Source organism: Mesorhizobium sp. M0715 (genome assembly GCF_040320355.1).
Lineage (GTDB): Bacteria > Pseudomonadota > Alphaproteobacteria > Rhizobiales > Rhizobiaceae > Mesorhizobium.
In genome coordinates this window covers 99,731-121,597 of sequence record NZ_JAMYPL010000002.1, presented here as the reverse complement: position 1 = coordinate 121,597, position 21,867 = coordinate 99,731, and the positions used below count along the sequence as shown (strand labels likewise).

General features: G+C 63.9%; 22 protein-coding genes. 12 read left to right on the top strand and 10 right to left on the bottom strand.

The annotated features are described in order from the left end of the window. Window positions 1–65 precede the first annotated feature (65 nt). From rpmI to NKI21_RS02420, 6 genes are all read left to right on the top strand, one after another. Complete coding sequence (rpmI, locus tag NKI21_RS02445) at window positions 66–269, top strand: 50S ribosomal protein L35 (protein WP_006201248.1); 204 nt, start codon at window positions 66–68, stop codon at window positions 267–269. 148 nt (window positions 270–417) lie between these two features. Further along, window positions 418–819: a 50S ribosomal protein L20 gene (gene rplT / locus NKI21_RS02440; RefSeq protein ID WP_023672281.1), complete on the top strand. Its 402-nt coding sequence runs from the start codon at window positions 418–420 to the stop codon at window positions 817–819. 141 nt (window positions 820–960) lie between these two features. Then, window positions 961–2,058, top strand: coding sequence for a phenylalanine--tRNA ligase subunit alpha (gene pheS, locus NKI21_RS02435; protein WP_352554632.1), 1,098 nt, complete (start codon window positions 961–963; stop codon window positions 2,056–2,058). Next, a complete protein-coding gene (locus NKI21_RS02430; RefSeq protein ID WP_352864359.1) occupies window positions 2,055–2,477 on the top strand; it encodes a GFA family protein in 423 nt (140 codons plus the stop codon). Before pheS ends, NKI21_RS02430 begins: the two co-directional genes overlap by 4 nt. Beyond that, entirely contained in the window at window positions 2,474–4,951 is a 2,478-nt protein-coding gene (gene pheT / locus NKI21_RS02425) for a phenylalanine--tRNA ligase subunit beta (protein WP_352864356.1), read from the top strand. The genes NKI21_RS02430 and pheT overlap by 4 nt, the downstream gene beginning before the upstream one ends. Before the next feature lie 38 nt (window positions 4,952–4,989). After that, complete coding sequence (locus NKI21_RS02420; protein WP_352611044.1) at window positions 4,990–5,592, top strand: nucleotidyltransferase family protein; 603 nt, start codon at window positions 4,990–4,992, stop codon at window positions 5,590–5,592. 268 nt (window positions 5,593–5,860) lie between these two features. Here NKI21_RS02420 and NKI21_RS02415 read toward each other — a convergent pair whose 3' ends face one another. Further along, a complete protein-coding gene (locus tag NKI21_RS02415) occupies window positions 5,861–6,856 on the bottom strand; it encodes an aldo/keto reductase (RefSeq protein ID WP_352864353.1) in 996 nt (331 codons plus the stop codon). 96 nt (window positions 6,857–6,952) lie between these two features. On the opposite strand from NKI21_RS02415, the gene NKI21_RS02410 reads away from it, so the two are divergent. The 5 genes from NKI21_RS02410 to NKI21_RS02390 all read left to right on the top strand — a co-directional run bounded on the left by NKI21_RS02410 (window position 6,953) and on the right by NKI21_RS02390 (window position 11,868). Beyond that, a complete protein-coding gene (locus tag NKI21_RS02410; protein WP_352440498.1) occupies window positions 6,953–7,843 on the top strand; it encodes a LysR family transcriptional regulator in 891 nt (296 codons plus the stop codon). A gap of 58 nt (window positions 7,844–7,901) precedes the next feature. Continuing rightward, the gene (locus tag NKI21_RS02405) at window positions 7,902–8,474 is read left to right on the top strand and encodes a cytochrome b (RefSeq protein ID WP_023810599.1); all 573 of its coding nucleotides are present in this window, start codon (window positions 7,902–7,904) and stop codon (window positions 8,472–8,474) included. Window positions 8,475–8,542: 68 nt separating this feature from the next. Continuing rightward, the gene (locus tag NKI21_RS02400) at window positions 8,543–9,118 is read left to right on the top strand and encodes a YceI family protein (protein ID WP_352864348.1); all 576 of its coding nucleotides are present in this window, start codon (window positions 8,543–8,545) and stop codon (window positions 9,116–9,118) included. Window positions 9,119–9,185: 67 nt separating this feature from the next. After that, window positions 9,186–10,172, top strand: a complete 987-nt coding sequence (locus NKI21_RS02395) for a Gfo/Idh/MocA family protein (protein WP_352440495.1) — start codon at window positions 9,186–9,188, stop codon at window positions 10,170–10,172. A gap of 40 nt (window positions 10,173–10,212) precedes the next feature. Continuing rightward, complete coding sequence (locus NKI21_RS02390; protein ID WP_352440494.1) at window positions 10,213–11,868, top strand: FAD-binding dehydrogenase; 1,656 nt, start codon at window positions 10,213–10,215, stop codon at window positions 11,866–11,868. A 32-nt stretch (window positions 11,869–11,900) separates the two neighbouring features. On the opposite strand, the gene NKI21_RS02385 is transcribed toward NKI21_RS02390, so the two are convergent. The 7 genes from NKI21_RS02385 to bcoG form a co-directional block, all read right to left on the bottom strand. Continuing rightward, window positions 11,901–12,839, bottom strand: a complete 939-nt coding sequence (locus NKI21_RS02385) for an alpha/beta hydrolase (protein ID WP_352440493.1) — start codon at window positions 12,837–12,839, stop codon at window positions 11,901–11,903. A 208-nt stretch (window positions 12,840–13,047) separates the two neighbouring features. After that, window positions 13,048–13,830, bottom strand: a complete 783-nt coding sequence (locus tag NKI21_RS02380) for a carnitinyl-CoA dehydratase (RefSeq protein ID WP_352440492.1) — start codon at window positions 13,828–13,830, stop codon at window positions 13,048–13,050. Continuing rightward, window positions 13,823–15,901, bottom strand: coding sequence for an acetate--CoA ligase family protein (locus NKI21_RS02375; RefSeq protein WP_352440491.1), 2,079 nt, complete (start codon window positions 15,899–15,901; stop codon window positions 13,823–13,825). The genes NKI21_RS02380 and NKI21_RS02375 overlap by 8 nt, the downstream gene beginning before the upstream one ends. A gap of 3 nt (window positions 15,902–15,904) precedes the next feature. Next, the gene (locus NKI21_RS02370) at window positions 15,905–17,068 is read right to left on the bottom strand and encodes an acyl-CoA dehydrogenase family protein (protein ID WP_352440490.1); all 1,164 of its coding nucleotides are present in this window, start codon (window positions 17,066–17,068) and stop codon (window positions 15,905–15,907) included. Window positions 17,069–17,071: 3 nt separating this feature from the next. After that, the gene (locus NKI21_RS02365; protein WP_127322329.1) at window positions 17,072–18,175 is read right to left on the bottom strand and encodes a carnitine 3-dehydrogenase; all 1,104 of its coding nucleotides are present in this window, start codon (window positions 18,173–18,175) and stop codon (window positions 17,072–17,074) included. After that, window positions 18,172–18,801, bottom strand: coding sequence for an HD domain-containing protein (locus NKI21_RS02360; protein WP_023810590.1), 630 nt, complete (start codon window positions 18,799–18,801; stop codon window positions 18,172–18,174). Before NKI21_RS02360 ends, NKI21_RS02365 begins: the two co-directional genes overlap by 4 nt. Before the next feature lie 22 nt (window positions 18,802–18,823). Further along, on the bottom strand, window positions 18,824–19,741 hold the full coding sequence (gene bcoG / locus NKI21_RS02355; protein WP_023810589.1) for a 3-dehydrocarnitine:acetyl-CoA trimethylamine transferase BcoG: 918 nt from the start codon (window positions 19,739–19,741) through the stop codon (window positions 18,824–18,826). Between the two features lie 77 nt (window positions 19,742–19,818). On the opposite strand from bcoG, the gene NKI21_RS02350 reads away from it, so the two are divergent. Further along, complete coding sequence (locus NKI21_RS02350) at window positions 19,819–20,799, top strand: GlxA family transcriptional regulator (RefSeq protein WP_023810588.1); 981 nt, start codon at window positions 19,819–19,821, stop codon at window positions 20,797–20,799. A gap of 14 nt (window positions 20,800–20,813) precedes the next feature. On the opposite strand, the gene NKI21_RS02345 is transcribed toward NKI21_RS02350, so the two are convergent. Both NKI21_RS02345 and NKI21_RS02340 read right to left on the bottom strand, forming a co-directional pair. Continuing rightward, a complete protein-coding gene (locus tag NKI21_RS02345; RefSeq protein WP_023810587.1) occupies window positions 20,814–21,017 on the bottom strand; it encodes a hypothetical protein in 204 nt (67 codons plus the stop codon). A 177-nt stretch (window positions 21,018–21,194) separates the two neighbouring features. Then, a complete protein-coding gene (locus tag NKI21_RS02340; RefSeq protein ID WP_352440489.1) occupies window positions 21,195–21,671 on the bottom strand; it encodes a GNAT family N-acetyltransferase in 477 nt (158 codons plus the stop codon). Between the last annotated feature and the right edge of the window lie 196 nt (window positions 21,672–21,867).

The window sequence follows — 21,867 nt, the reverse complement described above, 5'->3', positions numbered from 1 at the left end:
CGGGCTTTGGTCGGCCCGAAGCGAACAAGAAGCGCGATAGTGCGCCAACAATACGGAGTAGCAAAATGCCCAAGATGAAGACCAAATCGGCCGCCAAGAAGCGGTTCAAGATCACAGGTACGGGTAAAGTCCTGTCGGCTGCGGCCGGCAAGCGTCACGGCATGATCAAGCGTTCCAACAAGTTCATTCGAAATGCCCGCGGCACGATGGTTCTGGCTGAACCGGATGGCAAGAAGGTCATCAAGAATTTTCTGCCGAACGGTCTCTAGGGAATGATGCCAAAAAGTTGCAGACTTTTTGGAAAACATCATTCGCCAAAATAAGATCATTCGGTCCGGACACGCATTTGTTTTACGCAATTCCGAACGGAAAACCGCAAGGCACTTTTCCTGGAATTGCTTTTAAGGAGATCATGACATGGCACGCGTAAAAAGAGGCGTCACTTCGCACGCCAAGCACAAGAAGGTCCTGAAAGCCGCCAAAGGCTTCTACGGCCGCCGCAAGAACACCATCCGCATCGCCAAGCAGGCGGTGGAAAAGTCGATGCAGTACGCGTATCGCGACCGCAAGAACCGCAAGCGCTCGTTCCGCGCGCTGTGGATCCAGCGCATCAACGCCGCGACGCACGAGCATGGCCTGACCTATGGCCGCTTCATCGACGGCCTCAACAAGTCGGGCATCGAGATCGACCGCAAGATCCTGTCGGACATGGCCATCCATGAGCCGCAGGCTTTCGCAGCCCTGGTCGCCAAGGCCAAGGTGGCGCTCGAATATCTGAAGAACACCACGCCGAACGCTTTTGAAAGCGCTGTCGCCTAAGACCAGCGCTTCCCAAGCATTCGCAATTCTGATTTGGGGAACCCGCGCTGGCACGGCTGGCGCGGGTTTTTCTTTTGCCTGAACTTTCAACTTAAAAGTGACTTTCACTTTGAGCTGATTTCCAACGTAGCGAGTTTGACCGTGAACGACGCAACCACTGGCCTGGATACGCTTGAAAACTCACTTCTGGCCGAAATCGCCTCGGCCGCCGATGAGCCGGCCATCGAGGCCGTGCGCATCGCTGCTTTCGGCAAGAAGGGCGCCGTGTCCGAGATGCTGAAGACCCTTGGCGCCATGACCGCTGAGGAGCGTCAGGTCAAAGGCCCCGCAATCAACGGGCTCAAGAACCGCGTCACAGATGCGCTGACGGTGCGCAAGGCCGAGTTGAAAGATGTGGCGATCACCGCCCGCCTCGCCGCCGAAAGGGTCGATGTGACGCTGCCGGTGCGGCAGTCGCCGGCCGAGCGCGGCCGTATCCACCCGATCAGCCAGGTCATCGATGAGATCGCGGCGATCTTCGGCGACCTCGGGTTTTCCATCGCGGAAGGTCCCGATATCGAGACCGATTACTACAATTTCACTGCGCTGAATTTCCCCGAAGGCCATCCGGCGCGCGAGATGCACGACACCTTCTTCTTCCAGCCGGACGAGAAGGGCGAGCGCAAGCTTTTGCGCACGCACACTTCGCCGGTGCAGATCCGCACCATGGAGACGAAGAAGCCGCCGATCCGCATCGTCATTCCGGGCAAGACTTACCGCCAGGATTCGGACGCCACTCACTCGCCGATGTTCCATCAGGTCGAGGGGCTGGTGATCGACAAGACGGCCAACGTCGCCAACATGAAGTGGGTGCTGGAGGAGTTCTGCAAGGCCTTCTTCGAGGTGCCGCAGGTCAAGATGCGCTTCCGGCCGTCCTTCTTCCCGTTCACCGAGCCGAGCCTCGAGGTCGACATCCAGTGCGACCGCTCGCGGCCGGGCGAAGTGCGCTTCGGCGAAGGCTCCGACTGGATGGAGATCCTCGGCTGCGGCATGGTCCATCCCAACGTGCTGCGCCATGGCGGGCTCGATCCGGACGAATATCAGGGCTTTGCCTGGGGCATGGGCATCGACCGCATCGCCATGCTGAAATACGGCATGCCGGACCTGCGCGCCTTCTTCGATGCCGACGTGCGCTGGCTGTCGCATTACGGGTTCAGGCCGCTCGACATGCCGACGCTGTTTGGGGGCCTGAGCGCATGACAGCGCCCTACGCCGGCGGCTGTCGCTGCGGCACCGTGCGGTTCGAGGCATCGGCCGAACCGCACCACGTCAGCTATTGCCATTGCGGCGATTGCCGGCGGGCCAGCGGCGCGCCTGTATCGGCCTTTGTCGGCTTCCCGGCCGGTCAGGTCGCGTTCACCGGCAAGGCGCTGAAGATGTTCGAGAACGGCCCGGTGACGCGCTCGTTCTGCGGCACTTGCGGCTCACCCATCGCCTATGTCGACGAGCGGCTGGAAGACGACATCTACTTCATGCTCGGCGCCATGGACATGCCAGCCGATTTTGAACCCACGCTGCATGCCTATGTCGGCGAGCAGCTGCCCTACCTGCATATGTCCGACGACCTGCCGAGACATCTGAAATCAAGCGTCAAAAGACCAGACGGAACAGCCCCATGAAATTCACCCTCTCCTGGCTCAAGGACCACCTAGAGACCGACGCTACGCTCGACGAGATCGTCGAGCGGCTGACCTCGATCGGCCTCGAAGTCGAGCATGTCGACGACAAGTCAAGCCTGAAGCCCTTCGTCATCGCCAGGGTGCTGACGGCGGTCCAGCATCCCGATGCCGACCGGCTGCGCGTGCTGACCGTCGATACGGGCGACGGCAAGCCACCCGTGCAGGTCGTCTGCGGCGCGCCAAACGCCCGCGCTGGCCTGATCGGCGCCTTTGCCGCGCCCGGCACCTATGTGCCCGGCATCGACGTGACGCTGGCGGTCGGCAAGATCAGGGGGGTCGAAAGCCACGGCATGATGTGTTCCGAGCGCGAGCTGGAACTGTCAGACGAACACAACGGCATCATCGACCTGCCCGAGGATGCGCCGGTCGGCACCAGCTTCGCCGCCTATGCGCATATCGACGATCCGGTCATCGAGATCAATTTGACGCCGAACCGGCCGGATGCCACCAGCGTCTATGGCATCGCCAGGGATCTGGCGGCGAGCGGGCTTGGCCGCCTCGTTGGCGGCGCCATCATGCCGCATGTCGGCAATGGCATGTGTCCGGTCAAGGTGACGATCGAAGCGCCGGAGCTTTGCCCCGGCTTCGCGCTCAACCTGGTCAAGGGCGTCAAGAATGGGCCGTCGCCAAAATGGCTGCAGCAGCGGCTGATCGCCATTGGCCTGAGACCCATCAGCGCGCTGGTCGACATCACCAACTACGTCACCTTCGACCGCGGACGCCCGCTGCATGTGTTCGACGCCAGCAAGGTTGCCGGCAATCTCGTCGTGCGCCGCGCGCGCGATGGTGAAAAGGTGCAGGCGCTCGACGGCCGCGAATACACGCTGACGCCGGAAATGTGTGTCATCGCTGATGACAATGGCGTCGAGTCCATCGCCGGCATCATGGGCGGCGAGCATTCGGGCTGCGACGAGAACACGACCGACGTGCTGATCGAATCCGCCCTTTGGGATCCGATCACCACGGCGCGCACCGGCCGCACGCTCGGCATCATCACCGACGCGCGCTACCGCTTCGAGCGCGGCGTGGACCCCGAATTCATGGTTCCCGGCGTCGAGTTGGCAACGAAACTGGTGCTCGATTTCTGCGGCGGCACGCCGACCGAAATGGAAGTCGTCGGTTATGCCGACTATCAGCCGAAGATCGTTTCCTTCCCGCTGGCGGAAGTGAAGCGGCTGACCGGCATCGAGGTCGACGAGGATGAGAGCCTATCTATCCTTGAGCGCCTGGGTTTCAGTGCAGAGCCAACCTATCGACCCCATGCCAACTATGTTGCTCCGCCGCCCGGCACACGAGATTTCTCGTCTCAAGAAAAGATATCGGGCGTCTTCGACGTCGCCGTGCCGTCCTGGCGCCCCGACGTCGATGGCAAGGCAGATCTGGTCGAGGAAGTCATGCGCATCCACGGCGTCGACAACATCGCGCCGCAGCCGCTCGGTGCGCATGACGCGGTCAACGCCAGGATACTCACCACGCTGCAGGTCCGTACCCGCACCGCCAAGCGCGCGCTTGCCGTGCGCGGCATGATGGAAGCCGTCACCTGGTCGTTCATTCCGGCCAAGCATGCCGAGCTGTTCGGCGGTGGCCAGACCGCGCTGAAGCTCGCCAACCCGATCGCCGCCGACATGTCCGACATGCGGCCGTCGCTGCTGCCCGGGCTGATCGCCGCTGCACAGCGCAATGCCGACAAGGGTATTGGCGACGTGGCGCTGTTCGAAGTGTCGGGCACCTATGAGGGCGACGGCGCCGACCAACAGCGGCGCGTCGCCGCCGGTGTGCGTCGCGGCACCGCCAAGCTCGACGGCTCCGGCCGCAACTGGGCCGGCAATTCGGGTGCGGTCGGCGTGTTCGACGCCAAGGCCGACGCGATCGCCGCGCTCGAAGCCTGCGGTGCGCCGGTCGAGCGGCTGCAGATCGAGGCCGGCGGTCCAGCCTGGTACCATCCCGGCCGTTCCGGCACCATCAAGCTCGGCCCGAAAACCGTGCTCGGCACCTTTGGCGAATTCCACCCGAAGACGCTGGAGGGGCTCGATGTTTCCGGGCCGCTGTGCGGCTTCGAGGTGTTCGTCGATGCGGTGCCCGAACCGAAGGCCAAGCCGACGAAAACCAAGCCGAAACTGGAACTGTCCCCCTTCCAGGCGGTCAAGCGCGACTTCGCTTTCGTCGTCGACAAAACGGTCGAGGCCGGCACGCTGGTCCGCGCGGCGCTCGCCGCCGACAAGAAGCTCATCACGGGCGTTTCGGTCTTCGACATCTTCGAAGGCGCTTCGCTCGGCGAGGGCAGGAAGTCTATTGCCATCGAAGTGTCGATCCAGCCGGTCGAAAAGACGCTGACCGACGAGGATTTCGAGGCACTGGCCAAGCGTATCGTCGAGAATGTCGGCAAGCAGACGGGCGGCGTTCTGCGCGGCTAAGACTTGCGAGCAGATGGCGAATCGCCCTCCAAAGGGCGATGGACCATCTGCGCTATTCCGGACTTCCTTTCGAAGAACAGCGCGCGGCGTTTCTCGCCATCGTGCCTGCCGACCCGCTGGTCCGCGACGCGCTGGCGCGGGCTCGCACGCTCGACCTGCCGGGCTGGCTGGTGGTGTCCGGCGCGCTCTACAACAGTGTCTGGAACCACCTGACCGGCAAGCCTTCGGGTTACGGCATCAAGGACGTTGATCTCTTCTACTTCGATGACAGCGACCTGTCCTACGAGGCCGAGGACGCGGTGATCCGCCGGGCGGCGCGGCATTTCGAGGGGCTAGCGTTGCCGGTCGAGGTGCGCAACCAGGCGCGGGTGCACCTATGGTATCCGCAGAAGTTCTGCCAACCCTGCCCGCGCTATTCGAGCGCCAGCGAATCCGTCAGCTATTTTGCGTCGAAGACCCATGCGGTGGGTGTGCGATACGATGCGGATGGGCAGCTCGAGATCGTGGCTCCATTTGGTCTTGACGATATTTTTTCGTTCCGCATCACACCGAACCGGGTGATGGACAATCAGCGCACGCATGAGGTTAAGGGCAGACGCGCCCAGGAGTATTGGCCGGAGACCACTGTCGTGCCTTGGTAGGGAGTTGCCGGAATGTTGGCGCGAGGCACCCCCCTCTGGCCTGCCGGCCATCTCCCCCGCAAGGAGGGAGATTGGCAACTTCATCGGCGGCACCCTTCTTGCAACGTTGGTGATTGGCGAAAGCCGGCGTGACATCCGATCTCCCCCCTTGCGGGGGAGATGTCCGGCAGGACAGAGGGGGGTGCCTCGCGCCAACGTCACGCAACCTTCTGCACCATCGCGCATGAAAAGGGGCGCCGAAGCACCCCTTCCGCTTACTCACCAGCTTTCACCCATTCACCAGCGCCAACTCCTTCTGCGCATAGCGCCTACCGACCACCTTGTCGGGCGACAGCGCATCGCCAATCGCCTGCACCTCGACAGCGCTAAGTGCAATGTCCGCCGCCGCCGTGTTCTGCTCGAGATGGCGGATTTTGCGCGCACCGGGGATCGGTACGATGAAATCGCCCTGGTGCAGCACCCAGGCCAGCGCCAGCTGCGCCGAGGTTGCGCCCTTTTCAGCCGCCAGCTTTTCCAGCGTGGCGATGACGGCGGCATTGGCTTCCATCGCCTCGGCCTGGAAGCGCGGCAAGGTCCGGCGCCAGTCGTCGTCGCTCAAGGCCTCGGGCTTGGCGATCGTGCCGGTCAGCAGCCCACGGCCGAGCGGGCTATAGGGAACGAAGCCGATGCCGAGCTCGCGGCAGACGGCGAACACCTCGTCTTCCGGGTCGCGGCTCCACAGCGAATACTCGCTCTGCACGGCCGATATCGGATGAACGGCATGGGCCCGGCGGATGGTCGCGGCACTCGCCTCGGACACGCCAAGCGCGCGCACCTTGCCCTCGCGCACCAGTTCGGCCATGGCGCCGACCGTATCCTCGATCGGCACGTTGGGGTCGACACGGTGCTGATAGTAGAGGTCGATCACATCGGTGCCCAGCCGTTTCAGCGAGGCCTCGGCGACCGCCTTGACGTGCTCGGGGCGGCTGTCGACGCCCGCCATGCGGTCGAGGCCTGTGCCTTCCTCCAAAATCTTGAAGCCGAATTTTGTCGCGATCGTCACCTTGTCACGCACCGACTTCAGCGCCTTGCCGAGCAGGATCTCGTTCTCGTAAGGGCCATAGACTTCCGCCGTGTCGAAGAAATTGACGCCGATGTCGACGGCGCGGTGCAGCGTGGCGATCGCATCGGCTTCCGCTTGGCCGCCATAGGCGAAGCTCATGCCCATGCAGCCGAGGCCGACGGGGTAGACGTTCAATTCAGTTCCTAGCTTGCGGGTTTGCATAACGCGTCTCCTTGTTGCGATGTGGGAGAAATAGCGCCTTGCCTTGTGTTCGATAATCGGTTTTCATCCGCACGGGCTGTACTAAAAGATAGATCAATGAATCGAGCGCATCTTTCACAACTGGCGGTGCTGGCGACTGTCGCTCAATGCGGCAGCTTTCGCGGCGCTGCCAGGGAATTGGCCATCGCGCCTTCGGCGGTTAGCCACGCGGTATCCAGCCTCGAAGCCCGGCTTGGCGTGCGCCTGTTGGCACGCAGCACGCGCAGCGTTGCCCCGACCGAGGAGGGCGCGCAACTGCTCGAGCGATTGCGGCCGGCGCTTTCCGAGATCGACCTGGCGCTGGAGACGGCAATCGAAGCGCGCGACCGGCCGGCCGGCAATCTGCGGCTGACCGTGCCGCGCACGGCGGCCCATTTGGCGCTGACGCCACGGCTGGGCGCCTTTGCGTCGGCCTATCCCGACATCGTGCTGGAGATCGTCATCGAGGACCGCTTCACCGACGTGGTGGAAGGCGGCTTCGATGCTGGAGTCAGGCTAGGCGAGAGCCTGCAGCGCGACATGATCGCGGTGCGCATCGGGCCGGACCTTCGCGGCGCGGTGGTCGGCGCCCCGGTCTATTTCGAGGTGAGCCCCAAGCCGCTCCACCCGCGCGACCTAGCCGGCCACCGCTGCATCCGCTTCCGCTTCTCCAGCGGCATCCTCTACCGCTGGGAATTCGAGAAAGGCCGCGAGAGGATCGAGATGGCGGTGGAGGGACCGCTGATCCTCGACGAGGACCATCTGATCGCCCAGGCGGCGGTCGACGGCGCCGGGCTTGCCTTCGTCTTTGAGGATTATGTCCGCGCACCGCTCGCCGACGGCAGGCTGATCCGCGTGCTGGAGGACTGGTGCCCGCCCTTCGACGGCTTCTTTGTCTATTATCCGAGCCGCCGTCAGATGCGGCCAGCGCTTAGGGCGTTTGTCGATTTCTTCAAGGTGAGTGGATAGAGCGGGCTCGCCCCTCCCCCTGGTGGAAGAAAACCGGCATCGCGGTCGTTCACCAACGATGCAAACATCGATCACCAATAGCACGACCAGCTACGGCTGGGGCGCGATCATTCTCCACTGGCTGATTGCGCTCATCTTCATCGGCCAGTTCGGACTCGGCTTCGTCATGGTGCGGCTGACCAGCCAGCGCACCGCCTTCGAACTGATCCAGCTGCACAAATCCTTCGGTTTTCTGCTGCTCGGCCTGATCGTCCTGCGCATCGCCTGGCGCCTTGGCAATGTATGGCCGCCGCTGCCGCGCTCGGTCGGGACTCTGGAGCGTCGGGCGGCACCGTTGGCCCATTTTGCGCTCTACGCGTTCCAGCTTGCCTTGCCCTTGTCCGGCTGGGCGCTGGTGTCGGTCTCGATGCTGGAGATTCCCAGCCTGCCGTTCAACCTGTTCATCATGCCGAACCTGCCGCTGGCCGAATCGGATGGTGCCGAAAGCTTCTGGGCGGCGGCGCACTGGTATCTCGGCTATGCCGGCATGGCTCTGGTCGCGCTCCACGTCGCGGCGGCACTGCGGCATCATTTCCAGCTCAGGGATGGCGTGCTCACGCGCATGATCACGCCTTCGTCAGATCCGGAATAGAGCGAGCGGTTCATTCGTTCATGGAGTGAGGGCGCAAGAAATGCGCTGCCTCCAACAAGGAACATCCCATGTACACGCGCATCCTCGGATTTGCGGCGGTCGCCGCTTGCCTTGCCATGCCTGTTTCAGCGGCCGTCGCGCTTGGTGACGCCGCCGGCAGCTATTCGATCAGCCCGGCCAGCTCCAGCATCCGCTTCTCCATCGACAAGGTCGGCGGCGGCGGCCTCAATGGCGCCTTTGCCCGCTTCAAGGGGTCGATCCGCATCGACAACAGCGATGTCGGGCGCTCGCAGGTCAATTTCACCATCTTTCCCGAAAGCGTCAGCACCGGCCAAGGCCGTATCGATGCCTTCCTGCGCTCCGACGCGGTGTTCGATGCCGCCAAGAACCCGGAAATCCAGTTCCGCTCGACCAGCGTGACCCGAACCAGCGACACCACGGCCCTCGTCAGCGGCCGGCTGACGGCGCGCGGCAAGACGTTCCCGGAAAAATTCACGGCCGAGCTTGGCGGTCTCAAGGCTGGCACCATAAAATTCCATGTCACCGGCAAGGTGTTGAGGTCACGCTACGGCATGGATGTCGGCACGCCGATCTATTCCAACATCGTCGACTTCGACATGACGCTGACCGGCAAAAGGGGCTGACCTTGTCATTGGCTTTTCCGGCGATTTCGGGCAAACCTCGTCGCCTGTAATCGAGAGGAGAAGCCTGATGTTCCGATGGGGTGTGTTGTCGACGGCCAAGATCGGCCGCGAGCATTTGTTGCCGGCCATGGTCGAGGCGGAGAATGGCGTGCTGTCGGCGATCGCCAGCCGCGACCTGTCGAAGGCCAAGGCGCTCGCCGACCGCTTCGGCGCGCGGCATGCCTTCGGCTCCTATGAGGAACTGCTCGCCTCGAAAGAAGTAGACGGCGTCTACATCCCGCTGCCGACTTCGCAGCATGTCGAATGGACGGCAAAGGCCATCGAAGCCGGCAAGCACGTGCTGGTCGAAAAGCCGCTGGCGCTCGACGCCAACGACATTCTTCCGCTGATCAAGCTGCGCGACCAGAAAAAGGTGCTGGTCTGCGAGGCCTTCATGGTCATCTACCACCCGCAATGGATCAAGGTACGCGACCTGATCGCCAGCGGCGCCATCGGCCGGCTGCGCCATGTGCAGGGTGCCTTCTCCTACTACAATGTCGACCCCAGCAACATGCGCAACCAGCTCGACCTCGGCGGCGGCGCGCTGCCCGACATCGGCGTCTACCCGACCGTGTCGACGCGCTTTTCGACCGGCAAGGAGCCGCTGCGCGTGCAGGCGACGATCGAGCGCGACCAGAAATTCGGCACCGACATCTACTCCTCGATCCGCGCCGATTTCGGTGACTTCGAACTGTCCTTCTACCTGTCGACGCAGATGGCGGCGCGCCAGGTCATGGTGTTCCACGGTGAGAAGGGTTTCATCGAGTTGTTCTCGCCTTTCAATGCCGGGCTCTACGACCACCACCGCGTCGAACTGCACAACCAGAACCACTCCGAGGCGCAGGTGTTCCGCTTTCCCGGCACGCAGCAGTACCGGCTGGAGGTCGAGACCTTCGCGCGTGCGGCACAGGGCGGCAAGGAGCGCGTCTTCACGCTGGAGGAATCTGTGCTCAATCAGAAAGTCATCGATGCCATCTTCCGCGCCGGCGGCAAAGAAGGCTGGGAGGCCGTCTGACCCCTTGCGTTGAATTAGCCGGCTAATTCTGGGAGGAAAGATGGCTGACGATGCGGACGTGATCATTGTCGGCGCTGGCCTTGCAGGGCTGGTTGCCGCCGCCGAGCTTGCCGAGGCCGGCAAGAAAATCATCATCGTCGACCAGGAGCCGGAGCAGTCGCTCGGCGGCCAGGCGTTCTGGTCGTTCGGCGGCCTTTTCCTCGTCGATTCGCCCGAGCAGCGGCGCATGCGCATCCGCGATTCGCATGACCTGGCGCTGGAAGACTGGCTGGGCACCGCGGCTTTCGATCGGCCCGAGGATTTCTGGCCGCGCAGATGGGCGGAAGCCTATGTCGGCTTCGCCGCCGGCGAAAAACGCTCCTGGCTGATGCAGCGCGGCCTGAAATTCTTTCCGGTGGTCGGCTGGGCCGAGCGCGGCGGCGGCAATGCCATCGGCCACGGCAATTCGGTGCCGCGCTTCCACATCACCTGGGGCACCGGCCCCGGCGTTCTCGAACCGTTCGTGCAGCGCGTGCGCGAGGCACAAAAACGCGGATTGATAAGCTTCAAGTTCCGTCATCGGGTCAATGAACTGACGCGGACGGGTGCTGTTGTGACCGGTGTGCGTGGCGACATCCTGCAGCCCAGCGCTGTCGAGCGCGGCCACAAGAGTTCGCGCGAAATATCAGGTGATTTCGAGCTTCACGCCCAAGCGGTGATCGTCGCCTCCGGCGGCATCGGCGCCAACCATCAACTGGTGCGGGAGAATTGGCCCAAGCGGCTTGGCACGGCGCCCAAGCGCATGATCACCGGTGTGCCCGACCATGTCGACGGCCGCATGCTGGCGATCACCGAACGGGCCGGCGGCTCGATCGTCAACCGCGACCGCATGTGGCACTATGTCGAGGGCATCAAGAACTGGGCGCCGATCTGGACCGACCATGCGATACGCATCCTGCCCGGCCCGTCATCGCTGTGGCTCGATGCGCGCGGCAAGCGCTTGCCGGTGCCGCTCTATCCCGGTTTCGACACGCTGGGCACGCTCTCCCACATCATGAGCACAGGCTTTGACTATTCCTGGTTCATCCTGACCAAAAAGATCATCCAGAAGGAGTTCGCGCTGTCGGGCTCCGAGCAGAACCCTGATTTGACCGGCAAGAGCTGGCGCCAGGTGCTCGGCCGCGCCACATCTGGCATTCCGGGTCCGGTCAAGGCGTTCATGGAGAAGGGCGAGGATTTCATCGTCGAGGCTGATTTGCCGGCGCTGGTCGCGCGCATGAACGCGCTTGCCGGCGGTGAGCCGCTTCTTGAGGTGGCCCAGGTCGAGCGCGAAATCCGCGCCCGCGACCGGCAGCTCGACAATCCGTTCTCCAAGGACATGCAGATCACCGCTTTGCGCGGCGCCCGTGCCTATCTCGGCGACCGGCTGATCCGCACGGCAAAGCCGCACAAGATGCTCGACCCGGCAAACGGCCCGCTGATCGCGGTGCGGCTCAACATCCTGACCCGCAAGACGCTGGGTGGCCTGCAGACCGACCTCGACAGCCGCGTGCTGGATGCCGATGGCCTGCCGGTCGCCGGGCTCTATGCGGTCGGCGAAGCCGCCGGCTTCGGCGGCGGCGGCGTGCATGGCTATGCGGCGCTCGAAGGCACCTTCCTCGGCGGCTGCATCTTTTCCGGCCGCAGCGCCGGCCGGTCGGCGGCTGCCTCGGTGTAATAAGGTTTCAGGCGGCGAGGCGAAAAGACCGCTCACCAGTGCCAGGCACCCTGTCCAAGGGCAGCAACCGCGTCAACGATCCGGGTAAAACTCGCGCGGGCGCGGCCGACCGTGTGCCGGGCCCTGAGATAGCCGTGCACCAGGCCCGGTTCCTCGAACCAGTATGCCCGTCCGCCGGCCGCGACGATGCGGTCGCGATAGGCTTCGCCGTCGGACGACAGGGGATCGCATTGCGCGGTGATCAGCACTGTCGGCGGCAGGTAGGCGAAATCGGCGTCGGCAAGCGGCGACTGCGTGATGTCGCCGGTGCCGTCTTGCCCGCCGGTGCGGATGTTCTTGTAGAATTCGAGATCGCGCGTGGTCAGCATCGGCGCTTCGGCATGCGTTATGTACGATCCTTGCGACCGGTCGCCGCCGAGGCCGGGATAGATCAGCACCTGGCCAACCGGCCTTTTCGAATGGCCGCGCGTGGCGTGACTGACGGCGGCGCAGAGATTGCCGCCGGCGCTGTCGCCGCACAGCAGAATTGGGTGGTTGCGGGTGGAGGTGGCCCATTCGAAGGCGCTCATCGCATCGTCGAAGGCGGCCGGATGCAGATGTTCCGGCGCCAGCCGGTAGTCGACCGAAACCACCTCATAGCCGGTGCGGGCACAGAGTTCAGCGCAGACATCGTCGTGGCTGTCCAACCCACCAAGGATAAAGCCGCCACCATGGACATAGAGCACCGTCACCGCAGCCTCGCGTGTGCTTCGGTAGATGCGGATCGGGATGTCGTGCGTGGGCGTTGCAATGGCGGATGTTTCAACCGTGACCCCCTCGGGGTAGCCGGCAAAGAATTCCCGGCACATGCGATCGTAAATCTCGCGCTGCTGCGCGATCGTGTAGTCGATCGTGTCCGGTGGATAGTAAGAGTTGGTCCGCTCGATGAAGGCCCAGGTCTCGGCGTCGATGAGGGTTTTGTAGTCGGTCATGAGTGAGGCTGCCGAAGTCGAACCTGGGCACCCCCCTCTGGCCTGCCGGCCATCTCCCCCGCAAGAGGGGAGATTGGCAGTTTCGATCGCGGTGCTCTTCTTGCAGCGTCGACTATTGGCGAAAGCAGAAACGACGTCCGATCTCCCCCCTTGCGGGGGAGATGCCCGGCAGGGCAGAGGGGGGTGTGACGGAACGCCATCGTTCCTGCTACTTCCCCTTCCAAACCGGCTCACGCTTCTCCGCAAAAGCGCGAAAACCCTCCATGCCGTCCTCGGAGCCGTAGAGCGCATCGACCGTCGGCAGCTGCCGCCGCGTCACCCTGTTCATCGCGTCCTGGAAGGTCAGCGCCTCGGCCACCCGCGCCGTTTCCTTGATCGCGGCAAACACCAGCGGCGGGCCGCCGGCCAGCAGCCGGGCGATCTCCCAGACGCGATCTTCCAGCCTTTCCTTTGGCAGCACTTCGTTGACCAGGCCCCAGCGATGCGCCTCGGCCACATCCATCCAGCGGCCGGTCAGCAGAAGGTCCATGGCGACATGGTAGGGGATGCGCTTCGGCAGCTTGATCGTCGCGGCGTCGGCCAGCGTGCCGGCGCGAATCTCGGGCAGCGCGAAGGAGGAATGATCGGAGGCGTAGATGAGGTCGCAGGACAGCGCCAGCTCGAAGCCGCCTCCGACCGCCATACCGTTGACGCAAGCGATCACCGGCTTGTTGAGGTCGCGCAACTCCTGCAGCCCGGCAAAGCCGCCGACGCCATAGTCGCCATCGACCGCATCGCCGCCGGCGGCCGCCTTCAAATCCCAGCCGGCACAGAAGAACTTGTCGCCGGCGGTCTTGACGATGGCGACGCGAAGCTCCGGATCGTCTCGGAATGCCTTGAACGTCTCGCCCATCAGCCGCGAGGTCTTCAGGTCGATGGCGTTGGCCTTGGGCCGGTCGAGCGTGACTTCGAGGATGGTGCCCTCGCGGCGGGTCGAAATGACGTCAGACATTCTTCTTGTCTCCCAGCACCAGCAGTGCGTCGGCGATCCAGGCGCCTTTGCCCTCCGCGCAGACGATCAGCGGGTTGATATCGAGTTCCTCGATCTCGCCGGCATTCTGCTGCACGAAGGCGGCAATGCCCGAAATGGCGTCGATGGCGGCCTGGACATCGGCCTTCGGCCGGCCGCGATAGCCTTCGAGCAGCGGGAACAGCTTCAGGCCGCGCAACGCCGCCTCGATGTCGTCGCGGGTTGCCGGCAGCATCAGCGTGACGCTGTCGCGCAACAGCTCGACCAGCACGCCGCCTGTGCCCAAGGTCATCACCGCGCCGAACATCGGATCGCGGGTGAAGCCGACGATCAGTTCAGCGACACCGTCGCGCACCATGCGCTCGACATAGAGCCCGGTGCCGAGCGGCAGCAGGTCATGCGCTGCGGTGCTGACGGATTCGGCATCCCTGAGATTGAGCCTGACAGCGCCAACTTCGGATTTGTGAGTGACGCCGAGCGCCTTCAACGCCACCGGGAAGCCGAGCGCCATGGAAGAGATCACCGCCTCGACCGCATTGGCGGCGCGTTCGCCCTTCGGCACCGGCAGGCCAGCCTTGATCAGCCGTGACTTCGCCTCGGCCTCATCGGGCGTGACGTGGTCGCCGCCAGGCGCACCGGATGCGGACGTGTCGATCGGCTGCGCCTGCGGTTCAGCCCAAGCCCAGCCGATGAAGGCCGCCGCCCCGGCGGCATCCATGGCTTCCGAAATGCCGAACAACGGCACCATGCCGCGCGCCATCAACTCGGCCGTGTATTCCTCCGGCAGGTTCTCCGGCAACGAGGAGACGATCGCGCCATGCGCCTTGTTGGTCTTCAGCGCCGATTCGAAGGCGCGCAGCGTCGCCCACCAGTCGGTGACCGAGCAGCGGTCGGGGCGCGGAAAATCGAGCACCAGCATGTTGAGGTCGAAGCCGCCCGACACCATGGCGGTGAAGGTGGCGGTCATCGCCGGCTCGTTGTTCCAGATGAAGGTGTGATAGTCCAAGGGATTGGCGACCGCGACCAGCGGCCCGAGCGTCGATTTGACATGGGCGCGGTGGCTGTCGATCAGCACAGGGAAATTGACCCAGCGCCCTTCGGCGCTGTCGGCCATGACGGAGGCCTCGCCGCCGGAGCAGCTCATCGACGACAGCCTATAGCCTGGCAGCGGGCCGGTGATGTGCAGCAGCTTCAGCGCCTCGATGAAGGCGGGGATCGAATCGACTCTCGCAATGCCGAGCCGCCGCAGGAACGCACCCGAGGCCGCGTCCGAGCCGGCCAGCGAGGCGGTATGCGAGACAGTCGCCTGCCTGGCCTGTTCGGAACGGCCGACCTTCATGGCGATGATCGGCTTCTTCAGCTCGCGCGCCCGTGCCGCCAGCCGCTCGAAGCCGGCTACCGAATCGAAAGCCTCGATATGCAGGCCGAGCGACGTGACCCGCTCGTCCTCGATCAGGCCGAGCGCCATTTCGGACAGGCCGGTCTGCGCCTGGTTGCCGGCGGTCATCAGGAAGGCGATCGGCAGGCCGCGCCTTTGCATCGTCATGTTGATGGCGATGTTGGAGGACTGGGTGATGATGGCGACGCCCTTGCCGCCCTCGGCCAGTCTTATCCCGCCATGCTGGTCGGGCCACAGAAGCGCGCCGTCGGCATAATTGATCAGGCCGTAGCAATTCGGCCCGATGATCGGCATCGAGCCGGCCGCCCCGACCAGCTCGGCCTGCAGCCGCTCGCCGTCGTCGTCATAGGCCTCGGTTTCGAGGAAGCCGGCGGCAAAGCAGACGGCGCCGCCGGCGCCGCGTTCGGCCAGCGCCTTGACCACCTCTATGGTCAAATGCCGGTTGACGCCGACAAAGGCGGCGTCCGGCGCGGCCGGCAGGTCGGCGACCGAGCGATAGGCCTTGCGGCCGGCGACCTCGTCCTTGGTCGGATGCACCGGCCAGATCTCGCCGGCAAAGCCCATCTTGATCGATTGCGCGACGACGGCTGCAGCCTGCGCACCGCCGAATACGGCAATCGACTTCGGCCGCAGGAGACGCTCAAGTTTATGCATATGTTATGCCCCAAACGGACGCAGCAGCGCCCGTGAAATGATGTGGCGCTGGATTTCCGACGTGCCCTCCCAGATGCGCTCGACGCGGGCGTCGCGCCAGATGCGCTCCAGCGGCAAATCGTCCATCAGCCCCATGCCGCCATGGATCTGGATCGCTTCATCGGCAACGTATGCAAGCATTTCGGTGGCCTTCAGTTTGGCCATGGCCATGTCCTGGTCGGTGACTGTGCCCTGATCGTACTTCCAGCCGGCTTCGAACACCATCAGGTCGGCGGCCTTCAGTTCGGTCGCCATGTCGGCAAGCTTGAACGATACGCCCTGGAACTTGCCGATCTGCTGGCCGAACTGCTGGCGCTGCGCGGCATATTCCACCGCATGGCCAAGCGCCCGCTCGGCACGGCCGAGACAGGTCGCGCCGACCTGCAGGCGGGTGGCGCCGAGCCATGAATTGGCGACGTCGAACCCTTTATGGACTTCGCCCAACACTTGGGCGGCGGGAAGCCGGCAATCGTCGAATTCGAGGATGGCGTTGGTGTAGCCGCGATGCGAGACGTTGCGGTAGCCATCGCGAACGGTGAAGCCTTTGGTGCCCTTATCGACAAAAAAGGCGGTGATCTTCTTGCGCTTGCCGCGCGGCGAATCCTCTTCGCCGGAAGCCATGAACACGATAGCAAAGTCGGCGAGGTCGGCGTGGGAGATAAAATGCTTGGTGCCGTTGAGCACCCAGTCGTCGCCATCCTGCACGGCCGTCGCCTTCATGCCGCGCAGGTCGGAGCCGGCGCCCGGCTCGGTCATCGCCAGGCAGTCCCATTTCTCGCCGCGGATGCAGGGGAACAGATACTTCTCGCGCTGCTCGGGCGTGCCGGCCAAGAGGATGTTGGAGGGCCGCGCCACGCAGGTCCAGTGCAGCGCATAGTTGGCGCGGCCGAGTTCCTTTTCGTAGAGCAGCCAGGTCACCGTATCCAGGCCAGCGCCGCCGACATCGGCCGGCATGTTGGCGGCATAGAGCCCGGCTTCGATCGCCTTGACCTTGATCTCCTCGATCAGGTCGCGGCGCAGCACGCCGGTGCGCTCGACCTCGCGCTCATGCGGGTATAGCTCGTTCTCGACGAACGCCTTCGTCGTCTCGACGATGAGCCTCTGTTCTTCCGACAGCCCGAAATCCATGCTTCAGCCCTTCTTCTTGCCGGTCTTTTTCTTCGGCTTCTCGGCTTTTTTCACCGGCTTCAACGCCTTGGCCTTCTCGGCCGCCTTGGAGGCCGTGGGCTTCTTCGCCGCCAGTTTGGCCAGCTGCCTAGTATAGTCCTTGTGCAGGGCGCCGGCGCCCCAGCCCTTGCCTTTGTTCTGCTTCGACAGCGCGTCCATGATGGCGACCAGATTATCGTCGCGGATCTTTTCCAGTTCGCGGATCGACAGGCCATGCGCCTGGTCGTCCGACTGCGTGGCGATCAGGTCGACCAACTCGTCGTTGAACTCCGGCACATCCATCAGCTTGGTCCATGGCCATTTCAGGCAGGGCCCGAACTGCGCCATGAAGTGGCGCATGCCGGCCTCGCCGCCGGCGACGCGATAGACCTGGAACATGCCCATCTGCGCCCAGCGCAGGCCGAAGCCGTAGCGCATGATGTCGTCGAGTTCCTCGACCGTGCAGATGCCGTCCTTGATCAGCCACAGCGCCTCGCGCCATGCCGCTTCGAGCAGGCGGTCGCCGACGAAGGCCTCGATCTCCTTGCGGATGACGACCGGCTTCATGCCGATCGAGGCATACATCTCCTTGGCGACCTCGATCGCCTCGGGAAAGGTCTGCTCGCCACCGACGATCTCGACCAGCGGCAGGAGATAGACCGGGTTGAACGGATGGCCGACGACCAGCCGCTCCGGATGCTTCTTCATCGCCACCTGCATGTCGGTCGGCTTGATGCCGGAGGTCGATGAGCCGACAATCGCATTGGCCGGCGCGTGGGTATCGATCTCGGCGAGCACCCGGTGCTTGAGGTCGAGCCGTTCCGGCACGCTTTCCTGAATGAAATCGGCATCGGCCACTGCCTCGGCGATGGTCTTGGCGAAGGTCAGCTTGCCCTCCTTGGGCAGGCCGCCGGGCACCATCTGCTTGTAGGCGCGGCGCGCGCCCTTCATCACTTCGCCGACCTTGCGCGACGCCTCGGGATCGGGATCGAAGATCGACACGTCGATGCCGTTGAGCAGCAGCCGCGCCACCCAGCCGGCGCCGATGACGCCGCCACCGATGGCGGCTGCCTTGTTGATGATGCTCATGCGGAAGCTCCGGTTCTGGTCATGGCGGTTGTGGGATCTATGAGCGGCACGCGTTCGCCGGCGCGGATCACGGACGGGTCGTAGGCCTTGCGGGCAAAGGCTTCGAGCACGAAGGGCCGGAAGAATTCGATCGGCAGGGTGTCATAGTCGGGGTCGAAGCTCGACTGGTCCCAGCGTTCGCAAAACTGGTCGCAATCGTCGAAATAGGCGTGGCCGGCAAAGCGGTCGCGCGCATGGCGGTTACCGCCCAGATGATGGGCATAGTAGAGCCGCTGGAAGTCGCCATGCTTTTCCACCACCCAGGTGCATTGTTCGCGCACGAAGGGTTTCAGGATCGAAGCGGCATATTCGTCGTGATTGTATGGCGCGTAAATGTCGCCGATGTCGTGCAGCAGCGCGCAGGCGATCCAGTCGGTGTCGGCGCCGTCGCGCCAGGCACGCGTCGCCGCCTGCAGCGAATGGCCGAGCCGGGTGATCTTGTAGCCCGACAGGCCCGCGTCGAGCTGCACCAGCGCATCGAGCAGCCGCTCGCCTGTCCTTGCCGCATAGTCGATCTCATGCGCGGTCAGGAACTCGTAGTCGTCCCGGTCGCCATCCTTCATCGCGGTGAATTTTACGGTAGTCATGCCGACCCTCCCGATGAATAATTTATGCCGCGATCGGCGCCCGCTTGGTGAGGTTGAGCTTTTGCCGCACCTCTTCCGGCCCAAGAATCCTGGCGCCGAGATTGGTGACGATGCTGGCGGCACGCTCGACCAGCTGCGCATTGGTCGCCAGCACGCCCTTGTCGAGCCACAGATTGTCTTCGAGACCTACCCTGACATTGCCGCCAGCCAGCACCGCCGCCGCGGCATAGGCCATCTGGTTGCGGCCGATGGCGAAGGCCGACCAGTTCCAGGTGGACGGGACATTGTTGACCATGGCCATGAAGGTGTTGAGGTCGTCAGGCGCACCCCACGGCACGCCCATGCAGAGCTGCACCAGCGCATCAGGGTTGAGTACTTTTTCCTCGACCAGCTGCTTGGCGAACCACAGATGACCGGTGTCGAAAGCCTCGATCTCCGGCTTGACGCCGAGCGCCGTCATCATGCCGCCCATGGCGCGCAGCATGCCGGGCGTGTTGGTCATGACATAGTCGGCTTCGGCGAAATTCATGGTGCCGCAGTCGAGCGTGCAGATTTCCGGCAGGCACTGGCGCACATGTTCCATGCGGTTGGTGGCGCCGCCCATGTCGGTGCCTTTTTCGTTGAGCGGCAGCGGCGCTTCCGGCGATCCGAACACCATGTCGCCGCCCATGCCGGCGGTCAGGTTCAGGATGACGTCGACTTCCGCCGCGCGGATGCGCTCGGTCACTTCGCGGTAGAGATGCACATCGCGCCTCGGCTTGCCGGTTTCGGGATCGCGCACATGGCAGTGCACGATCGCCGCACCCGCCTTGGCTGCGTCGATGGCGGAATCGGCGATCTGCTTGGGCGAGCGTGGCACATGCGGGCTGCGGTCCTGCGACCCGCCGGACCCGGTCACGGCACAGGTAATGAAGACCTCACGGTTCATCGCAAGCGGCATGGAACTCTCCTCCGATAGAAACAGACCACAACAATGCCCGACTTGCCGGAAACTGTTTTGCGCTTTACGAAGCTTCCATGACAAAAAGCGAAAAACCGACGATCTTTCGCGCCGAGCGTCTGCCGCTCAAGGTGACGCTGCTGGTGTTTTCCGGCTCGTCGATCATGTGCGTGGCCTCGGCCGTCGATCCGCTGCGCGCCGCCAACCGTATCTCCGGCGAGACCCTGTTCGATTTTCGGCTGGTCTCGGTGACCGGCGAGGCTCCGGTCACCACATGCGGCCTGCCGGTGGCGGTCAGTGGCCGTTTCGACGCGGGCGAGCCAACCGACGTCCTTGTCGTCGTCGCCGGCTTCGGCACCCAGAACTATGCAACTTCGGCTTTGTTGTCCGGACTGCGCCGGGCCGCACGCACGGCGCGTGCTTGCGGCGGTGTCGAGGCGGGCACTTGGCTGGTGGCACGCGCCGGCCTGCTGGAAGGGCGCAGCGCCACCACCCACTGGGAGGACATGGAGGATTTTTCCTCGGCCTTCCCTGGCGTCGATGTCCGCCCGGATCGCTACGTCATCGACGGGCCGGTGTTCACCTCGGGCGGCGCTTCGCCGACCTTCGACCTGATGCTGCATCTCATCCGCACGCGGCTCGGCATGGCGGTGGCGCTCGATGTCGCCAGCGTCTTCATCTATGACCAGGCGCGCGCCGCCACCGACGCACAGCCGCTGGTCTCGCTCGGCCGGCTCGACGGCTACGATCCGCGGCTGGCGCATGCGATCCGGCTGATGGAAGCGCATGTCGACCAGCCTCTGACCATAGAGGCGGTGGCAAAGCGTGCCGGGGTGACGGCACGGACGCTGGAAAGCATCTTTCGCAAATCTATCGGCGAGACACCGGGCGCCTATTACCTCAGGCTGCGCCTCGGCGCCGCGCGCCGGCTGGTGGTCGATACGAGGGTTGCCATGGCCGATATTGCCGGGCGGACCGGGTTCTCGTCCGCCGCCGCATTTTCGAGAGCGTTTTCAAGGACTTTCGGCGAAGCGCCGGTCAGATTGCGGAGGGGGTAGGTTTCAACGGGCGATCACGCCGCGTTCTGACGGTCGCCGTCGATCTGCGAGCGCATCTGCCTGGCCAGACGGGTCTCGAAGCGGCTGGCGACAGCGCGATCCCATTCGTTCGCAATCTTGGCGTCGTCGGATTTCCTCGGCATCGCCATCAGCCGGTCGATGATCGATCCGGCCTCGCCAGGTGAGAGCAGGGCGTCGATTTCACGTTCGTTCTGCATATCGGTTCGCCTCCTTCTTCCTCTCCCGCCACGAGCCAGTCTTATACGAGATTCGTGACGGCAGTTTGAAGGCAAGAGCGAGGTCATTGAAGGGCGTCGAAGGGCAAAACCATGTCGCGGGACCGGGCAATGCGCAAAGCTGTTCCTGCGCCTTGGCAGGTCAGGTCAAGGAGAGATCTACAGCCGCTTTTCGAACAGCACCGTGGTGAAGCCACTGTCCCATTCGTCGTCTGGATAGCGGTTTTTCTCGATATAGCCGACCGCCTTGTAGAGTGCTTGTGCGGGCAGATTGAACGTGTCGGTTTCCAGCCGCGCCTGCGCCAATCCGGCGGCGCCGATCGCCTGTTCGGCGTGGGAAAGCAGCTTGCGGCCGACACCTTGCCCTTGACGGGATGCCGTCACGTGCAGGGCCTCGATGAAATCCGCGCGCCAATGGATCAGGCCGGCGACCTCGCCATCGATCTCGGCAACGGCGAATTCAGGCCAGCTCTGGTCGACATAGCGCCCGCCAATATCCGTCTCGACATAGCGCCGCGCCGCTGCTTCGGTGATGTTCGGCAGCCATGTGCCTTCGAAGGTTTCATGCAGCACCTGCTTCAACGCCGGAATATCGCTCGCCTGCGCCGGGCGCACGATGATTCGATCCTCTGCCATTTTCCGTCTCCCGCCAATGCATGTCGCCCAAAAGCGCACAGCGATTTTGGGATGGCGACATGCATAAAATAAAGGCTGCCGCACGGGCCCTCTTTCGGCGGCACGCGTGGCATCTTGATCACACGCTGGCTGCCGAAGATCTGTGCGATCCTCGGCAGCCTCGTGCGAAGTGGGCTGACTAGCAGATGGCGATGGC